A 17133-nucleotide genomic window follows, 5' to 3' on the forward strand; every position below is an offset into this window, starting at 1 on the left:
GTGAATATCAGTCCACGAAAAACAGATTGGTCGCTCCAGTTTCCGAGGTGGATGCGTTTGCCCGCATCGCCCCAAACAGTTCGCGGCCCATACCAAAATGATGGCCGGTGGCGCTGTTGGGCGTTGGCACTCTAGCATCGAATTCGGTTTGATCCACCTGGACGTTGACTTCGCCGGTTTGGGTGTTCAGCGCGATGATGTCGCCGTCGCGGACTTTGGCCAGTGGGCCGCCGTCTATGCATTCCGGCCACATGTGGATCGCCGACGGTACCTTGCCGGACGCGCCGGACATGCGGCCGTCCGTGACCAAGGCGACATGAAAGCCCCGGTCTTGTAATACGCCCAATACCGGCGTCAATTTATGCAATTCCGGCATGCCGTTGGCTTTTGGGCCCTGGAAGCGCAGCACTACGATCACGTCTTTTTCCAGTTCGCCGCGTTTGAAGGCAGCCACCACGTCCAGTTGGTCGTCGAACACCATTGCCGGTGCGGTAACTACCTGGTGTTTTTCCGCAACGGCGGAAATTTTTGAGACGCCGCGGCCCAGGTTGCCGTGCATCACGTGCAGACCGCCGCCCGCAGCGAAAGGTTGTGCCACACTGCTAATCACGTCCGGATCCAGCGACACAGCCGGCCCTGCTTCCCAGCTTAGCTTGCCGTCGTTCAGCGTCGGCACTTGGCTGTATTGCGCCATGCCGCGCTGGTCGCCGATGGTCAGAATGTCGCCGTGCAGTAAACCATGCTCGAGCAATTCCTGGATCAACAAGCCCATGCCGCCTGCCGCTTGGAACTGGTTGACGTCGGCCGGACCGTTCGGGTAAATCTTGGTCAATAACGGAATCGCTTTGGATAGATTATCGAAATCGTCCCAGTTGATGATAATGCCGGCCGCGCGGGCGATGGCGATCAAATGGATGGTGTGATTGGTCGAGCCGCCCGTCGCCAGTAAGCCGATAATCGCGTTGATGATGGCTTTTTCGTTGACGACGTGAGCAATCGGCCGGAAGTCGTCACCCAGCGCGGTGAATTTCAATACCTGTTTGGCAGCAGCTTTGGTTAATTCGTCGCGCAGCGGGGTGTACGGGTTGACGAAAGAACTGCCGGGCAAGTGCAGGCCCATGATTTCCACCATCATCTGATTGCTGTTGGCGGTGCCGTAGAAGGTGCAGGTGCCGGGGCTGTGGTAGGCCTTGGATTCCGATTCCAGCAATTCTTTTTCGCCGACTTTACCTTCCGCGAATTTTTGCCGGGTGCGGGATTTCTCCTTGTTGGAGATGCCGGTAGTCATCGGCCCGGCGGGCACAAAAACCGCAGGCAAATGGCCGAAACTCAAAGCGCCGATCAGCAAGCCGGGCACGATTTTGTCGCAGACGCCCAAATACAAGGCGGCGTCGAACATGTTATGGCTCAAGCCAATCGCCGTGGATAACGCAATCACGTCGCGGCTGAACAGCGACAATTCCATGCCCGGCATGCCTTGGGTGACGCCGTCGCACATGGCCGGCACGCCGCCGGCGAACTGGGCGACGCCGCCGGCTTCGCGCACTGCTTGTTTGATCAGTTCCGGGTAGTGTTGATACGGTTCGTGTGCCGACAGCATGTCGTTGTAAGCAGAGATAATGCCGACGTTGGCTTTCACGGCATGCGACAGCGCGTCTTTTTCAGCCGCCGAACAGACGGCAAAACCGTGGGCCAGATTCGCGCAAGGCAGATTGGTACGTTGTGGGCCGTTGGCAATGGCGGCGTCGATGCGGGCCAGATAAGCAGCGCGGCTTTCCCGGCTACGTTCCACCACGTCGGCGGTCACTTTTTCTAAAACAGGATGCATAAGCTCTCCAGGGCAGCAGATAGGTGGTGTCGACGCGCCGAACGGCGTTTTGGAATCGAGAGTGATCGGGTTATGCGCGTCTAACCCACCCTAAATTTAAGCGGCTAAGGTGCCCAGTACAATTCCACCGGCACGTCTTCCTGATTCAATAAGGCCCGAATCGGCATGTCCTCTACCGGGCCCGGTTTCTGGGCGCTGTTGAACACCGCCAACTTATCTTCGCCGGTGAACAAAATCACGATGCGTTCCGACTTTAATAAAGCGTTGCGGGTCAGGGTCAGGCGTTCTGTATTGGCGCCGGTCACTTCGCTTTGAATGGCGGTGATGGCCGCGGTCAGATTTTGATTGTCCTCACTCAATGCGTTGGCCAGACCTTCTGCGTGCGGAAACAGCGAAGCGGTATGACCGTCCGGGCCCATGCCGACGATGCTCAGCGTGAAAGGCTGCGGCAGTTTGGCGTAACGGCCTTCAGCCTCTGCCTGACCTTGTTTGGCCTTGGCAGCCGGGGTTTTCATGCCGATAAACTCAACGTTTTTGGCGTTGTTGATCAGCAGGCTGCGGCGAATCAAAGCTTCGTTGCTGGCGCTGTGTTGATTGTCCACCCACCGTTCATCCACCAGCGCCACCTTGATTTTTTTCCAATTCAAGTCAGATTTGGACAAAGCTTCATAAAGCGGGGCAGGGGTGCTGCCGCCGGATACCAATAAAGTGGCTTGACCGTGTTTGCTGACGGCTTCGGATAACACATCCTGGCATTCGGCCACCAAGGCGGTAAACAGGTGGTTACGTTGTTCGAAAAAAAATTCTCTAACCATGTTCGTTGTTCTCGTGATGGATACAGATTGATTACTCTTCCCAGGCGCGGCCGTCGCGGGCCAATAATGCCACGGAGGCAATCGGCCCCCAGCTGCCAGCCGGGTAAGATTTTGGAGCGCTGTGGTTTTGCGCCCAGGCGTCTTGGATCGAATCGACCCAGGCCCAGGCTTGTTCGATTTCCTCGCGGCTTAAAAACAGCGTCGTGTTGCCGCGCAGGGCTTCCAGAATCAGTTTTTCGTAGCCGCCGAAAATACTGTTTTTCTTGAAGGTTTCCGAAAAACTCAAGTCCAGCTTGGTTTGTTGCAATTTGATATTGCCGTCTATGCCCGGCACTTTGTTCAACATCACCACGTCCACGCCTTCATTGGGCTGCAAATGAATCACCAATTTGTTGGCCGGCAAATCGCGGAAGCTGTCTTTGAAAATGTTGTGCGGCAATTGTTTAAAGTTGACGACGATTTCCGTACGTTTATTGGGCATGCGTTTGCCGGTGCGCATATAAAACGGTACGCCGGCCCAACGCCAGTTGTCGATGTCCACCCGAATCGCCACGAAGCTTTCGGTGGTGCTTTCCTTGTTGGCGCCTTCTTCTTCCAGATAACCCGGCACTGCCGCGCCTTTAATGAAACCGGCGGTGTATTGGCCGCGCACGGTTTTTTCCTCGACATTGCGCGCGGTAATCGGCCGTAAGGCTTTCAACACCTTGATTTTTTCCATATGGATGCTTTCCGCTTCCAGATCAGCTGGCGGTTCCATCGCCACAAAGGTCAGAATCTGCAGCAAATGGTTTTGCAACATGTCGCGCAACTGGCCGGTTTTATCAAAGTATTCCCAGCGGCCTTCGATGCCGATGTCTTCACCCACCGTAATCTGGATATGATCAATGGTGTTGTGGTTCCAGTTGGTAGTGAAAATCGAGTTGGCAAAACGCAGGGCCAGCAGATTCAATACCGTCTCTTTGCCCAGGTAGTGGTCGATACGATAGACCTGATCTTCCTGGAAGACTTCTTCGACGACGTCGTTGATCTCCTTGGAAGACTTCAAGTCGTGGCCGATGGGTTTTTCCATCACCATCCGCGATTCGGCGGTTAATATGCCGCAGCTTTGCAAGCCCTGGCAGATACTTTTGAATAGAAACGGCGCTACCGCAAAATAGTTGACCATCACCCGCTTTTCCGGATCGACTGCGGCATTCAACTGCAGATATTGCTCCGGTTGAGTCAGGTCGATTTTCAAGTACGATAATCTTTGCGACAGCCGCTCCCAGATTTCGGGGTTTATCTCTTTGTTTAAGAACGATTTCAGGCTGTTATGGGCAATTTGGACGAAGCCTTCGCTGGTTTCCTCCAAACGGTCGACGCCGATAATCCGGGTATCGGCTTCCAGCAAATTGGATTTTTCCAGACGATACAACGAAATCAGTAACTTTCGTTTCGATAGGTCACCCAATGCGCCGTAAATCACCAGGTCGCAAGGTTTGTAATTTTGATTTTTCATCAGTGATACTAGGAATGAAGAAGAGGGTTGATCGGCTTTGGCATGTCGATTTCCGCGCATAAACTAAACGCACGTTGCAGGAAACTCTGAGCCCGGATCAGTCGAAAATGCCGCCATTATAATGTTCGTTGTCGGTTTGGAACAAGATCAAAGGCCGCCAAGGCCGGATTTATAGGGGTTGGCGGCGCACAAAACGCTTGACTGCTAGCCGAACATCTCGGTGGTATAACGATAGGCTTGTATCTTGTCAGACCAATAGGCGGCAGGTAAGCCGGCCTTTTGTTTTAAGTGTTGTAAAAACTCGGTGGGGTTGGGTAAATCTTCCCACACCGAGGGCAGGAAGGTGCCGCGCCGGGCGCCTTCCTGCAATATGATGCCGTCTATGCCGGGGCGCAGTTGCGCGATCAGATCCGCTTCGGACAAAAATGTCAGCGCTACGGCGGGGCTAAGCACAGAGATATGTAAGTCAAGATCGGCCAGTTCACCAGCGGCTAATGGCGGAAAGCGCCGGTCCCGAAATGCTGCCGCAAAGGCATTTTCGGCTACGTCTTCCGCCAAAGGCCTTACCGCTTCCAGCATGCCGATACAGCCGCGCAATTGGCCGCGGTGTTCCAGAGTGACGAAAGTCGCGCGGATTTCGCGTAATTCCGCTGGATAAGCATCCAAATCAACCGGTAACGGCCGACCGCTTTGCAGGCCGTGGGCTATGGATTGCCGGGCTAGTGCCAGCAAGCGATTTTGCGAGGTTTCAGTCAACGACATAGGCACCGTATCCCACCACTTGCTGTTTGTTACCGGCCGTGTCGCCGGAATTGCGCAGATCTATGGTTTTAATAGACAGGCCTTTTTGTTTCAGTAGCTTCAACAAGCCGTTGACCGGCACCTTGCCGCAGGCGGCCTCGCCGCAAATTTCATTGTATTGCAACTGTTCTATCATTCGGCTGGTCGCTTGATCCAAGCGTTTGGCGGTGTCGTAGTCGTGATAATGGCTGAGATCGGAGCTAATGACCAGCAAGGTTTCATCGCCGCCCCACAACAGCTCCAGAGTTTGGCTGACTTGTTCGGGACTGGCGTCGCCGGCCACGATGGGGATCAGCGTGAATTGCTGTAAAACCGATTGCAGAAACGGCAGATGCACTTCCAGGCTGTGTTCCAGCGTGTGGGCTTGTTCGATGTATTCGACAAACGGCAAACTCAATAAGGCTTCGATAGCGGCCTTGTCTACCTCGACATCGCCGAGCGGGGTGGTGTAAGCCAGGGTTCTGCTGACTGCCAAGCCGCGAAACGCCACGCGATGGGAAGGGCCGATCAATACCACGCGGGTAATGCTGGCTGCGGCTGGCTTTAAACGGGCGTAAGCGGTAGCGGCTATCGGCCCGGAATAAACGTAGCCGGCATGCGGCACGATCATGGCTTTGGGCGCTTTGCCGGTGGGGCGTACGTCCTGCAAATAACCGGACACCGCATCATGGAGTTGTTGGGGGTGTGCAGGATAAAACCGTCCTGCTACGGCGGGTTTTCTGTTCATGCGCTGATCCTTTTTTAAAGTTTTAATACGATCAGAGGCCGGGCGGATAGCGGCGCATCAAAAAATTGAATACCCCGCCCATCTTGGGTTTATTCTACTGCTAACTCTCGCCGATAACGACCCGATTTTATGCTTGGGGTTCAAGGAGCATCGCCATGACTACTTTACTCAGCGCGGATACAGCAGCCACCCGTTATTGGCATGTGTTGGCGGACGGCAAGGTGCAGTGCGACTTGTGTCCGCGCTTTTGCAAATTGCATGAAGGCCAACGCGGCTTGTGCTTTGTGCGGCAGAATCTGCATGGTCAAATCGTGATGACCAGTTACGGCCGCTCCAGCGGTTTTGCCATCGATCCCATCGAGAAAAAGCCGTTAAACCATTTTCTACCCGGCACGCCGATTTTTTCCTTCGGCACCGCGGGCTGCAATTTAGCCTGCAAGTTTTGCCAGAATTGGGACATCAGCAAGTCGCGGGAGATGGACACGCTGATGAGCCGGGCCGAGCCGGAAGCGATAGCCAGGGCCGCTTTGGAACATGGTTGCAGCAGCGTCGCCTATACCTACAACGATCCGGTGATTTTCCACGAATACGCCATCGATACGGCGCAAGCCTGCCGGGAGCTGGGTTTGAAGTCCGTGGCTGTGACCGCCGGCTACGTCTGCGCCGAGCCGCGCGCCGAGTTTTACCGCTACATGGACGCGGCCAATGTCGATTTAAAAGCCTTCTCCGAGGATTTTTACCACAAGATCACCGGTGGCCATCTGCAAGCGGTGCTGGAAACGCTGCAATATTTAAAACACGAGACCCCGGTCTGGTTGGAGTTGACCACGTTGCTGATTCCCGGCGCCAACGATTCCGAGACCGAATTGGAAGCCATGACCCAATGGGTGGTCGAGCATCTTGGTCCGGATGTGCCCATGCATTTCACCGCGTTTCATCCGGATTGGAAAATGACGGATACCCCGCACACGCCGCGGTCCACATTGTTGCTGGCGCGCAGCATTGCCTTGAAAAACGGCGTGCGTTACGCCTATGTCGGCAATGTTCACGACAAATCGGCGGAGAGCACCTATTGCCACGGCTGCGGGAAAATTTTGATCGGTCGTGATTGGTACGAACTGTCGGATTGGAATTTGGATGCCGCCGGCAACTGCCGGTTTTGCGGATGTTCTTGTGCCGGGGTGTTTAATCCTTTACCCGGCGATTGGGGCGCCAAGCGCCAGGCAGTCAAGTTTTAAGGTTTAAGACCAGGCATCCGGATTGATTTGGCCGATAGCCTGAAATGTGGGTTTGCAGAATAGATAGCCTTGAAACAGCGTGACGCCGCAGCCCAGCAGAAAATCCCGTTCGGCCTTGGTTTCGATGCCTTCCGCCAGCACTTCGATGCCGAGTTCGCGGCAGATTTGCACAACCCCTCCCACTATCGCCTGTTTGGGTTTGCTGAGATTGATGTCGCGCACCAAATCCATATCCAGTTTCAGCACATCCGGCTGGAATTCGGCGAGTAGGTTCAGGCCGGCGTAGCCCGCGCCGAAGTCGTCGATAGCGGTTTTAAAACCAAAGCGCCGGTATTCGGTGAATATATTGATTAAATGCGGACGGTCGGACACATCCTCGCCTTCAATCACTTCGAAAATGATGCGGTCTTTGGAAAAGTTGTAGCGTTGCGCGGCTTCAAAAGTCGAGCGGATACAGGCTTCGGGTTGGTAAACCGCATTCGGCATGAAGTTAATCGATACAAACTCCTGGATACCCAACCTCGCTGCGCCTTCCACGGCTTTAATCCGGCAGTTTTGGTCGAAGCGATAGCGGTTGGCATCGGTGACTTTGGCGAGTATCGATGCGGCCGACTCACCGTTAACACCGCGCACCAGCGCTTCGTGGGCAAAAACGGTGCGGGCAAAAAAATTGACGATGGGCTGATAGGCAAAACTAAAATCGAAATCCAGTTCTTCCAGGTCTCGGCAACGGTTACAACTGGGCAGGTCGGTATTGGTGTTGGTCTGTGGCGAATTTGGCGTGGTTTTTTCTGGCATAACGGATTCTCGAAATCGATGTCAGGATGTTGATCATCCTTGCTTGAGCAGGCTTGCTTCCCTGGTAATCGTTATTATCAAGTGTAGCGAAGTTGATGCGAATCATCATTTGCTTCGCAAATATTCGATGGTGCGGTTCGGGGTTCACCCAAATAGTTCAGTGTCAAATCCTAAGATTTAATTATTTGAACCAGCATCAATTTTGATTCTGCAGGGAAACTTGCATATGATAGCCCAACAAATTTAAGTCGGTGCCTGCTCACACTGTCCCTGCAAATATTCAGCAGGCTTGGCAAACGGAACTTAAGGGAATTCCATGAAAAAACCTCGATCACTCGATCACGACGGCCTGGATGGCATTATTCCTTCTACGGACAAAGCGCGGCTGAGTTCTGCCAATCCGCAAGGCAAATCAGACAAAACCTTTAAAAAACCCTTGCGCAGCAATGTGCCGTGGTTGCTTGGTGTGATTGGTTTGCTGGCCGTGGTGGCGGTTTTAGTGCCTGATTTAGCGCAAAAGCCGGCAGCGATTACCCAGACCGCAGCCTTGAATAAACCGGCAACACCAGCAACCGGTCCTGAGCCGGCAACCCCCGATACCCAAGCGCCGCAGCCCTCAACAGAAGCCGCTCCAACCTTGCTTGCCGAGGCTAAACCGGATCAAGCGATTGCTGCGAAGCAAGACGCGCAACAGTCGGCATCCGGCAACGGCAATCCGCAAACATCGGATCCGATGCCTGAGTTACCTACTGAGCCGACCGCGGCGGGTATTCCCAAAGCCTCACCGGATAGTGCGGCGCAAACCTCTGGCACGTCGTCTTTTACCGTGTATTTTAAATTCGATTCCAGCAAATTAACGCCGGAATCTGCGAACAGCAGCAACGAACTTTTGAGCGCGGCCAGAAGCTGCCAAAACCGGATCAAACTAACCGGGCATACCTGCAATTTGGGTAGTGATGCCGCCAACGTGCAGTTGGGCTTGACGCGGGCTAATGCCGTTAAAAGACTGTTGGTCGGCAAAGGTATCGGTTCAACAGCCATCTTCACCGCATCGGAAGGTATGAGAAATCCGGCGGCGCCGAACGATACCAAAGAGGGCCAGGCCTTAAATCGTCGGGTCGAATTGCAGTGTGTGGATAATTAACCGAATTGAAGAGGGTAGACGCTATGATACAAAACAGTAAATCAGACTATCAGATAGCCCAGCAGCAAATTCTCGACGGTATTATTTCCGGCGAGTTCGATATCGAAAATCGCAATGATCTGGGCCCGCTGATTCCCATTCGCTTGTTTCAAGCCTTGCGCATGGTGGCTTTGGGTTCCAACGTAGAAGACATATTAGGTCAGGGGGCGCCGTCGCTGGTTTATCATTCCGGCCAGAGTTTGGGTTTGGCGATGGGCCAAATTGCCGCCGCCAATATCGATAAAGACCTGGAAACCTATGTCGGCAAAATCAAATTGCTGTGCCGGCAGCTCAGCATCGGCCTGGTAGTGCCGGATAAAGTGGACTTGTCCGCGGGCGTGCTGGAGTTAAGGGTGGACGAATGCGTGTCCTGCGCCGGTATTCATCATGTGTCGGCGCCTATTTGCCATTTCGAAGCCGGCATGGTTGGCGGTATCGTTAAAACTTTTTTCAATCGTAATGTAAAGGCCACCGAAACCAAGTGCAACGCGCTGGGTGACAAGACGTGTTTAATCCGCGTCGACTTACTGTAGGTTGATAATTATTAAAAGCATCAGGAGAGCAACATGAGTAGTAATGTCCAATTTCTCGATCCGCGCAAATCTCAGAACAACGAAATAGATTCCATCTTGCGCAATCTGATGAACATTCAGGGCGTATCGGCAGCGGCCATTGTCGATAGCGACGGTTTTGTCACGCACATTCACCGCGATTTTGAAATCAACACCGACGCCATCGGCGCCTCGGTGCAGGTGGTATTCGGCGCGGCGGCCAAAGCGGCGCAACATGTCGGCCATCATTTAACCAATATGGTGATCTGCGAAAACAACGACGGTTACATTTTATCGACGCCGATAGACGCGGGCTTTATTCTGGCTCTGGTCACCCAGCGGGAAGCGTTGTTAGGACGGGTGCGGTTTGAATTAAAAGAAACCATTCCGGTATTGAAAAAATTGTTTACCAGTTATCTGGCCAATTAACCGCCGTCTTGAGCTTAAATATGCATTGGTTTGAATCGCAGTTGGCGCAGTTGGATACGCTCGCCGACGATTATCTCGCCGCGCGCCGGCAACCTGCGGCCGACATCGTCAATGTCAGTGAAGCCACCCGCTTAAAGCGTGCGGCATTCATCGACGCCGTGCAGTCTGTGGTGGATAAAGTGGTCAAGATCAATGGCGTAAGCGCTTGCGCAGCCTACCACGACGGCCTGATTCTGGCCCAATCGGCGGAAGCGTCCAATATGGATGCGGATGCGTTCGGGGCGATTATTCAGGAAACCATTCGCGCTGCACAGCACGGTGAAACCTCGCTGGGTTTGGGCGAGATCGAACAGATCGTCATTGTCGGTGCCGTCAACAAGCTGGCAATGCTCAGCGTCGGGCCTATCATTTTGTGTATTTCCAGTCCCAAGGGCGTCAACCTGGCCTCTGTGTTAAGTCAGGCTAAATAGACGGCGGCAAGTCTATCCAGCCGTCGTTTCTTCCTTCTCGTCGGGTGCTGGCGAGAAACCCCATCCCCACGTTCGTAGAAATTGCCCTCCGTTACCAACTGAACTAAGCTGTTTAGTGAACGGCGGGTGTTGTCCCGCGGTTTTAAAAAAATAACTAGATCTTCGCGTTATTAACCCGGCCCTATTGGTCGCGGGTATGCCGTCCGGGCTGAGCTCGTCGAAGTCCAGGCTGGTGTGGGCGATGTTTAAGGGCCGGGTTAATAAATCTCACTGGGGGGATGCAAAATGAAAGACTGTGGGTCTCAATTTGGCGTCGGCTGGTCTATCGGACTGGTTTTTGTGTTTAGCGTGCTACGCCAGCCCTTAACGCTGGCGGCGGAACCCGGCGGCGACTTCGAAGCCGATTCCCAGGCTGGCCGGACGTTTTCGACTGATTTGAAAGCGGCTGACGATGCTGTTATCGACACCCGTCTTTCCGAACAGGCCGATGAGGCCGGCAGGGATGTGGCGGATATGGATCTGCTGGAGCTGGTGAATGTCAAGGTGTCGCCGTTCGATGTGTCTTCCCAGCTTGATAGCGGATACCTTGCTTCGAATTCGGTGTCCGGCTCCCGTTTCGATGCACCGATCAGCGATTTGCCGTTTGCGCTCCAGGCTTTCACCGAGTCGTTCATCAAGGATCAAAAACCCCGCGATATTTTCGACATAGCCCGCTATTCGCCGGGAGTCACTTACCGCAGCAATGACTTCAACGAAGGCAACGCCAACTTGGCCATTCGCGGCTTTGCGGTGGGTTCTCTGGCCGGCGGCAATATTCACACGTTGCGCGACGGCGTCCACGGTCCGTCCATTTTGGATTTCACCAATATCTCGCGGCTTGAAGTGGTCAAGGGGCCGGCATCGTTTCTGTACGGTCAGGTCGCGCCCGGCGGTATCGTCAATGTCATCACCAAAAACCCGCAGCGCCGGTTTGCCGCTGCTGCGGATGCGCGTTACGGTTCCTACGGTGAGTACCGTTTTGATGTTGACGTAACGGGACCGGCTACAAAAAGCCTGTTCTACCGGCTGGCGGCTTCTTATGATCAGGATATGCATTACTGGGAGCCTTATGATGCGCATTCCTGGAACATCTCGCCTTCTTTGCTTTGGCAACCCAGCGACCGCCTGAGTGTCTCGGTAAAATACGAAAACTTCGAAAAAATAGAAGAGCCCCAACTCATGCAAAAGCCCGGCTACAACACGCAGGCCGGCGTGTTGCCCACTGCCGCGGACCCCAACCTTTCCGGCGTCGATGTACCGGGTTTGCCCGACAATTGGAACAGCATGGCTTACAGCGACTATCGGCGTAGCCACACCCACAATCTCAGTACCTGGATAGACTTTAAGGCCGACGAACATTGGAATCTGCGCACCGGCTATTCGCATCTGGAATACGATGTCGATGCCCTGTTTACCGGTAACTTGGGCATGAGCAATAACACAACGTTGATGCAGGGTCGTCGAGTCAGGCAGCAAGCCTACAGCAACCGTGACGATACGATAGAACTGCAAGGCGTGGGTAAGTATGACCTGGGCTTCGCCAGTCTGCGCTTGCTGTTGGGCGGTCAATACATTGACCGCAACTTCCATCGCACCGCCGGCCAGGCACCCAACGATCCGGCCTTGGGCAGCAATCCCACCGCTTCGCCCTTGCCTTTGTGGGATCTCGGCAATCCCAACACCTGGAACCGGCATACGGCGATACCCTTATCCCGGCTGACGACCAGCCTCACCGACGAGAATGTGAACGCTGTCGATAAATCGGTCTACGGCAGCTCTACCTTCGGTTTTTTCGATGACCGTTTGCTGCTGTTGGCCGGTTGGCGCTGGACATCAACAGAAAGCCAATACACAAACCGTCTGACCGGCCAAGCACAGGGCGCCACCGCAAGTGCGGTCACGCCCCAATACGGGCTGCTCTTCAAGCTGGCACCCGAATGGTCGTTGTTCGCCAGCTACGCGGAATCGTTCGTGCCGGGTACTTTTCCGGCCAACAATCTGGACGGTAGCACGTCGATTCCTAGGCCGACTGAGGGCTGGGGTTACGATGTCGGCATTAAAGCGGACTGGTTTGACGGTCGTTTGTCCAGCACGCTGACTTACTTCGAGATCTTAAATAAAAACATCGTCAACGATATGGCGTTGACCAATTCCGCCGGCGGCATCACCATTTACGGTCTGCAAAGCGGTGAACAGCGTTCCCGGGGTATTGAATGGGACGCCACCGCTAAACTGACAGACGACTGGCAACTGTATCTGTCCTACAGCTATATGGATGCCAGGATTACCGAATTCAGCGGTCAGGACCATGCCATCCTCGCCCAAGACCCCGGCACGCTCGATGCGGCGGGGCTGGCTAACTACAAGAACGTCAATCGCTTCCACAACGCGCCGCTGCAAATGAGCGCGCCGCATCTGGCCAACCTTTGGACACGTTACGACTTTAGCATTGAGGCGTTGCGCGGCCTGCATTTGGGCGGCGGTGTCAATCTGGTCTTCGATCAGACTTTGTTACCCGATAGCCCGGCTAATTCGCGGCAGACTTATGCTTTGTTGAACGCCCTCATCGGTTATACCTGGGAAGTGGGAGGGCATAGTATGAGCGTGGATCTGATGGGCAAAAACCTGCTGGACGAACAATACCGGCCTTCGCAAAGCAGCCGTAGCAGGCCCCGCGAGTTGATGATCAACTTTTCGGTGAAGTTTTGATACCGGGGCTAAGACTATGACACTAGCCGACTATCGGTACTGTTTCGTAGCGGCAAGCCGGTTAGCATTGGGCATTGCCGATGTTGGGCGTTATGCTGAATGTGTTACGCAAGGAGTGCGGTTTTGACTGTTAATTCATCAGGGGCTTGCGGTCAATGTGCAGGCAATAAGCTATGTCCGAGGCGCCATGCCAGAGCGGCCCTTTGGCTTGCTGCCCTGTTGCTGCTGCCGGGTTTGGCAGTCGGCCAGGAGGTGATAGTCGATAACCCCTACAAAGTAAAAGCAGCCTTTCTGCGTAATTTTGCCCATTACGTGGTCTGGCCGAAACAGGCGCTTCCCGCCGGAAATGCACCTTGGTGTATCGGTGTTTTGGGGCCCGATCCGTTTGGCGATATTTTAGAAACCACCTTGCGCGGACGAACCGAGCAGGGCCGTAGTTTTGTCATTGTTCGCGCCGCTACGTTGGCGGAATTGCCGCCGTGTCAGATTGTTTTCATGGCTTATGCGGATGCCGCAAAGCGGCGCACGGCGCTGGCGGTGTTGAAACAGCAACCGGTTCTGACGGTCAGTGACGAGCCGGAATTCTTGCCGGATGGTGGAGTCATAGGATTTGAAGTGACGGATAGGGTGCGGATGAGCGTCAACCTCGATCAAGCCCGAGCGGTTTCCTTGACGATTCAGACCAAAATGTTGGAAGTGTCCAGTGAGATTTTGGAAAACGGCGAGCTGCGCCGAATGAGATAAGTCATGTCCATCCAAGCCACTATTTACAACAGACTTGCGGCAGTGCTCTGGGGGGCGGCGCTGTTGGCGTTCGTGTTGGCTGTGGCGGGGCTGGCGCTGTTTCACAGTATGACCCTGGAACAGCGCGTGCGGCAGATCATGGAGCCATACGCGCAGTTGGTCGCTGTGGGCACAGAGGCTGCGGTGGCTTTCGAAGATCCCACGCGGGCTCAGGAAGTGCTGGATACCTTGCGCGCCAATCCGCAAATTCAAGAGGCGGATATTTTTTTAGATGATGGGCGGATGCTGGCCAGCCTCAACCACACTGCCTCCGAGCCGCCGCGGAGTATGCCAACCTTAGCCGATGGCATTTATCTAAACCACGATACCGCGAAGTTACTGCAGGGTTTAGGCAAAGGCGGGCGCTTGCGCATCGTGATGGGTTTGGAGCAATTGAGTCAGCAAACTCACCAGCTGCTCTGGTTATTCGGTGCCGGTATGCTGGTGCTGTTGGCCGCTACCTTAGGGCAACTGGCGGTGCTGCGGCGGACTATCATTCAGCCGATTGCTTCCTTAACCGTCGCTGCGGAGCGGGTTCGGCTGTCCGCCGACTACCGGCACCGGGTTCCTGTTGTCGGCGCCGATGAATTGGCGCGCTTGGGGGAAAGCTTCAACGCCATGTTGGAAGCGGTTGAAGAACGTGAAATGGCATTGTCCCGGCTTAACGCCTTTCATCGTACGATTTTGGACAACGCGGCCTATGCCATCGTCTCTACATCCGCCGACGGCACTGTTACCAGCTTCAATTTAGCCGCGGAGCGCTTGTTGGGGTATACGGCCGACGAGTTGATAGGCCAACACTCCCCGGCACTTTGGCACGATGCAGCCGAGATCCAACGGCGTGCTCAAACATTGTCTGCAGAATTGGGTGTCTTGATTAATCCGGGATTTGAAGTGTTTACCGCGCATTCTCAACGGGGTCTACGCGAAGAAAACGAGTGGACTTTTATCTGCAAGGACGGGACGCGCGTGCCGGTCAATCTGTCTATAACGGCCTTACAGGGAGAGGGCGGCGTCGTTAGCGGGTTCGTTGGCTTGGTTTACGATCTGACCGAGCGGAAACAGGCGCAGCACCAACTGCAATTGCTGACTTATGCCCTGGATCAAGTGAAGGAATCCATATTCCTGATGCCGGGGAACGATCCGAAATTTCTCTATGCGAATCAAGGGGCCGCCAACCGATTAGGCTACAGTCGAGATGAGCTTACCCGCGGTATGGGGGTGTTTGATATTGATCCCAGCTGGTCGCCGGACGTGTGGGAGAAATTTTGGCCGGTGTTGTCCGTGAGTCGCCAAATGCAATTCGAAACCAGTCACCGGACACGTGATGGGCGGGTTTTCCCTGTGGAAGTGACCGGTAACTGTTTTGAGTTTGATGGCAAGACATACAATCTGGCGATTTGCCGGGATATCAGCGAGCGCAAAAACGCCGAGAAATTGTTGTCGGAATACGCCGCGATCATTGAATCCACTGAAGATGCCATCATCGGTAAAACTCTCGATAGCGTCATTACCAGCTGGAACAAGGGTGCGGAACGCATGTTTGGCTATAGGGCCGACGAGATCGTCGGTCATTCGATTGCTATTTTGATACCCGGAGAATGCCAAAATGAGGAGCGGGAAATTCAGGATAGAGTAAGGCGTGGAGAATCGATTAGGCATTACGAGACGATCCGCCGCCGTAAGGATGGGCAATTGATTGACGTTTCGGTAACGGTGTCGCCGCTGCGAAATTCAAAAGGCGAAATTGTCGGGGCTTCCAAAATTGCCCGCGACATCACTGATCGCAAACGCGCAGAAAATGAACTGATGCGCTACCGAAACGAGTTGGAAAACACTGTGCAGCAACGGACGGCGGAATTGCTGTTGGCTCGCGACGCCGCCGAAGCGGCTAATAAAGCCAAGAGCGTATTCCTGGCTAACATGAGCCACGAATTGCGCACGCCGATGAACGCCATTCTCGGTTTTTCCGCCATTCTGCTGAAAAATGCCCGGCTACAAGACGGTGATCGCGCCAACGTCGAAATTATCAATCGTAGCGGCGAGCACTTGTTGAACTTGATTAATGACGTGCTGGAAATGGCCAAGATAGAAGCGGGCCGGGTCCAGTTGGAAGATGCGCCATTCGATTTGGGGGAAATGGTGCTGGATGTCATGAAAATGATGCAGGTACGCGCGGCCGAGAAAAATCTGCAAATAGTCGTCGATCAGTCTTCCTCATTTCCGCGCTATATCATCGGTGACCAGGCCCGCTTGCGCCAGATATTGATCAATCTGGTGGGCAATGCGTTGAAATTTACCCAGCAAGGCGGGGTGGTCATACGCTTGTCCACCAAGAACAACGCCATCGCCCATCTGTTGATTGAAGTGGAGGACTCCGGTCCTGGGATTGCCGCTGAAGACCAAAAGCACATTTTCGAACCGTTTGTGCAGATAGGACACCTGGCCGACAACAAAGGTACCGGGCTGGGCTTAAGCATCACCCGCCAATTTGTGCAATTAATGAAGGGCTCAATCAGTCTGGAGAGTGCACCGGGAAAGGGTTCGCTGTTTCGCATTGATGTGCCGCTGAAGCAGGCGCAAGCCGCCGATATTACCGATTTGTACCGATTGGAAGAACGCATGGTGCTGGGGCTGATGCCGGGGCAGGATAATTATCGGATTCTGATAATCGAAGATCAGCTGGAGAATCGATTATTGCTGGTGAATCTGATGGAGGCCGTGGGCTTTCAGGTTAAGGTAGCCGAGAACGGCGAGTTGGGCGTGGCATGTTTCCAAAGTTGGCAGCCACACTTAATCTGGATGGATATACAGATGCCGGTCATGGATGGTTTGGAAGCGACCAGAATCATTCGAAGCTTGCCGGGCGGCAAACAGGTGAAGATCGTCGCGGTCACGGCGTCGGCTTTCACCGAGCAACGGGCGGATATTATGGCGGCCGGCATGGACGACTTAATCTGTAAGCCTTTCCGGGCCAACGAAATCTACGACTGCCTAACCCGGCTCTTGGGCGTGCGCTATGTTTATGCAGACTCACCGGCAATGATGCCGGAGGGCGTGATTTTGACGCCGGAGATGCTGTCGGTCGTGCCGCAGAATTTACGCGAGGATTTGCAGTTGGCAGTGAATAATCTGGATAGCGAGCGTATAGGCGGGATTATTCAACAGATTGCAGCGTACGATCTGCGGGTGGCCGCTGCATTGACTCGGCTTGCCGAAGCTTACGAATATCCGACTATTCTTAATCTATTGGGAACTAACTAA

The 17133-nt window shown here is 54.2% G+C and carries 14 protein-coding genes; 8 read left to right on the top strand and 6 right to left on the bottom strand.

Features of this window, described 5'->3' with window-relative positions:
• Positions 1-7: 7 nt before the first annotated feature.
• The 5 genes from edd to amrB form a co-directional block, all read right to left on the bottom strand.
• Complete coding sequence (edd, locus tag ACR02O_RS10140; protein ID WP_494523301.1) at positions 8-1828, bottom strand: phosphogluconate dehydratase; 1821 nt, start codon at positions 1826-1828, stop codon at positions 8-10.
• A gap of 104 nt (positions 1829-1932) precedes the next feature.
• Complete coding sequence (gene pgl, locus ACR02O_RS10145; RefSeq protein ID WP_033155358.1) at positions 1933-2643, bottom strand: 6-phosphogluconolactonase; 711 nt, start codon at positions 2641-2643, stop codon at positions 1933-1935.
• Between the two features lie 31 nt (positions 2644-2674).
• Positions 2675-4141: a glucose-6-phosphate dehydrogenase gene (gene zwf, locus ACR02O_RS10150; protein ID WP_494523302.1), complete on the bottom strand. Its 1467-nt coding sequence runs from the start codon at positions 4139-4141 to the stop codon at positions 2675-2677.
• Between the two features lie 204 nt (positions 4142-4345).
• Positions 4346-4903: an AmmeMemoRadiSam system protein A gene (gene amrA / locus ACR02O_RS10155; RefSeq protein WP_494523303.1), complete on the bottom strand. Its 558-nt coding sequence runs from the start codon at positions 4901-4903 to the stop codon at positions 4346-4348.
• Positions 4890-5669 (bottom strand): AmmeMemoRadiSam system protein B, encoded by a 780-nt coding sequence (amrB, locus tag ACR02O_RS10160; protein ID WP_494523304.1) that lies wholly within the window; start codon positions 5667-5669, stop codon positions 4890-4892. The genes amrA and amrB overlap by 14 nt, the downstream gene beginning before the upstream one ends.
• A 155-nt stretch (positions 5670-5824) precedes the next feature.
• Here amrB and amrS point away from each other — a divergent pair, with 155 nt between their 5' ends.
• Positions 5825-6907, top strand: coding sequence for an AmmeMemoRadiSam system radical SAM enzyme (gene amrS, locus ACR02O_RS10165; RefSeq protein ID WP_494523305.1), 1083 nt, complete (start codon positions 5825-5827; stop codon positions 6905-6907).
• Positions 6908-6910: 3 nt separating this feature from the next.
• On the opposite strand, the gene ACR02O_RS10170 is transcribed toward amrS, so the two are convergent.
• Complete coding sequence (locus ACR02O_RS10170; RefSeq protein WP_101055199.1) at positions 6911-7705, bottom strand: EAL domain-containing protein; 795 nt, start codon at positions 7703-7705, stop codon at positions 6911-6913.
• A gap of 316 nt (positions 7706-8021) precedes the next feature.
• Here ACR02O_RS10170 and ACR02O_RS10175 point away from each other — a divergent pair, with 316 nt between their 5' ends.
• From ACR02O_RS10175 to ACR02O_RS10205, 7 genes are all read left to right on the top strand, one after another.
• Positions 8022-8849, top strand: a complete 828-nt coding sequence (locus ACR02O_RS10175) for an OmpA family protein (protein WP_494523306.1) — start codon at positions 8022-8024, stop codon at positions 8847-8849.
• A 23-nt stretch (positions 8850-8872) separates the two neighbouring features.
• The gene (locus ACR02O_RS10180; RefSeq protein WP_051669630.1) at positions 8873-9421 is read left to right on the top strand and encodes a V4R domain-containing protein; all 549 of its coding nucleotides are present in this window, start codon (positions 8873-8875) and stop codon (positions 9419-9421) included.
• 33 nt (positions 9422-9454) lie between these two features.
• A complete protein-coding gene (locus tag ACR02O_RS10185; RefSeq protein ID WP_033155353.1) occupies positions 9455-9868 on the top strand; it encodes a roadblock/LC7 domain-containing protein in 414 nt (137 codons plus the stop codon).
• Between the two features lie 20 nt (positions 9869-9888).
• Positions 9889-10338, top strand: a complete 450-nt coding sequence (locus ACR02O_RS10190; RefSeq protein ID WP_494523307.1) for a roadblock/LC7 domain-containing protein — start codon at positions 9889-9891, stop codon at positions 10336-10338.
• A 285-nt stretch (positions 10339-10623) separates the two neighbouring features.
• Entirely contained in the window at positions 10624-13086 is a 2463-nt protein-coding gene (locus tag ACR02O_RS10195) for a TonB-dependent siderophore receptor (protein WP_494523308.1), read from the top strand.
• A gap of 123 nt (positions 13087-13209) precedes the next feature.
• Complete coding sequence (locus ACR02O_RS10200; RefSeq protein ID WP_240618119.1) at positions 13210-13830, top strand: YfiR family protein; 621 nt, start codon at positions 13210-13212, stop codon at positions 13828-13830.
• 3 nt (positions 13831-13833) lie between these two features.
• Positions 13834-17133, top strand: a complete 3300-nt coding sequence (locus ACR02O_RS10205) for a PAS domain S-box protein (RefSeq protein ID WP_101055209.1) — start codon at positions 13834-13836, stop codon at positions 17131-17133.

It is taken from the genome of Methylomonas sp. PHL2-19 (genome assembly GCF_059331595.1).

Coding starts and splice junctions, on each gene's coding strand:
- edd (WP_494523301.1), bottom strand. CDS start 1,828: ATGCATCCTGTTTTAGAAAAAGTGACCGCCGACGTGGTGGAACGTAGC.
- pgl (WP_033155358.1), bottom strand. CDS start 2,643: ATGGTTAGAGAATTTTTTTTCGAACAACGTAACCACCTGTTTACCGCC.
- zwf (WP_494523302.1), bottom strand. CDS start 4,141: ATGAAAAATCAAAATTACAAACCTTGCGACCTGGTGATTTACGGCGCA.
- amrA (WP_494523303.1), bottom strand. CDS start 4,903: ATGTCGTTGACTGAAACCTCGCAAAATCGCTTGCTGGCACTAGCCCGG.
- amrB (WP_494523304.1), bottom strand. CDS start 5,669: ATGAACAGAAAACCCGCCGTAGCAGGACGGTTTTATCCTGCACACCCC.
- amrS (WP_494523305.1), top strand. CDS start 5,825: ATGACTACTTTACTCAGCGCGGATACAGCAGCCACCCGTTATTGGCAT.
- ACR02O_RS10170 (WP_101055199.1), bottom strand. CDS start 7,705: ATGCCAGAAAAAACCACGCCAAATTCGCCACAGACCAACACCAATACC.
- ACR02O_RS10175 (WP_494523306.1), top strand. CDS start 8,022: ATGAAAAAACCTCGATCACTCGATCACGACGGCCTGGATGGCATTATT.
- ACR02O_RS10180 (WP_051669630.1), top strand. CDS start 8,873: ATGATACAAAACAGTAAATCAGACTATCAGATAGCCCAGCAGCAAATT.
- ACR02O_RS10185 (WP_033155353.1), top strand. CDS start 9,455: ATGAGTAGTAATGTCCAATTTCTCGATCCGCGCAAATCTCAGAACAAC.
- ACR02O_RS10190 (WP_494523307.1), top strand. CDS start 9,889: ATGCATTGGTTTGAATCGCAGTTGGCGCAGTTGGATACGCTCGCCGAC.
- ACR02O_RS10195 (WP_494523308.1), top strand. CDS start 10,624: ATGAAAGACTGTGGGTCTCAATTTGGCGTCGGCTGGTCTATCGGACTG.
- ACR02O_RS10205 (WP_101055209.1), top strand. CDS start 13,834: ATGTCCATCCAAGCCACTATTTACAACAGACTTGCGGCAGTGCTCTGG.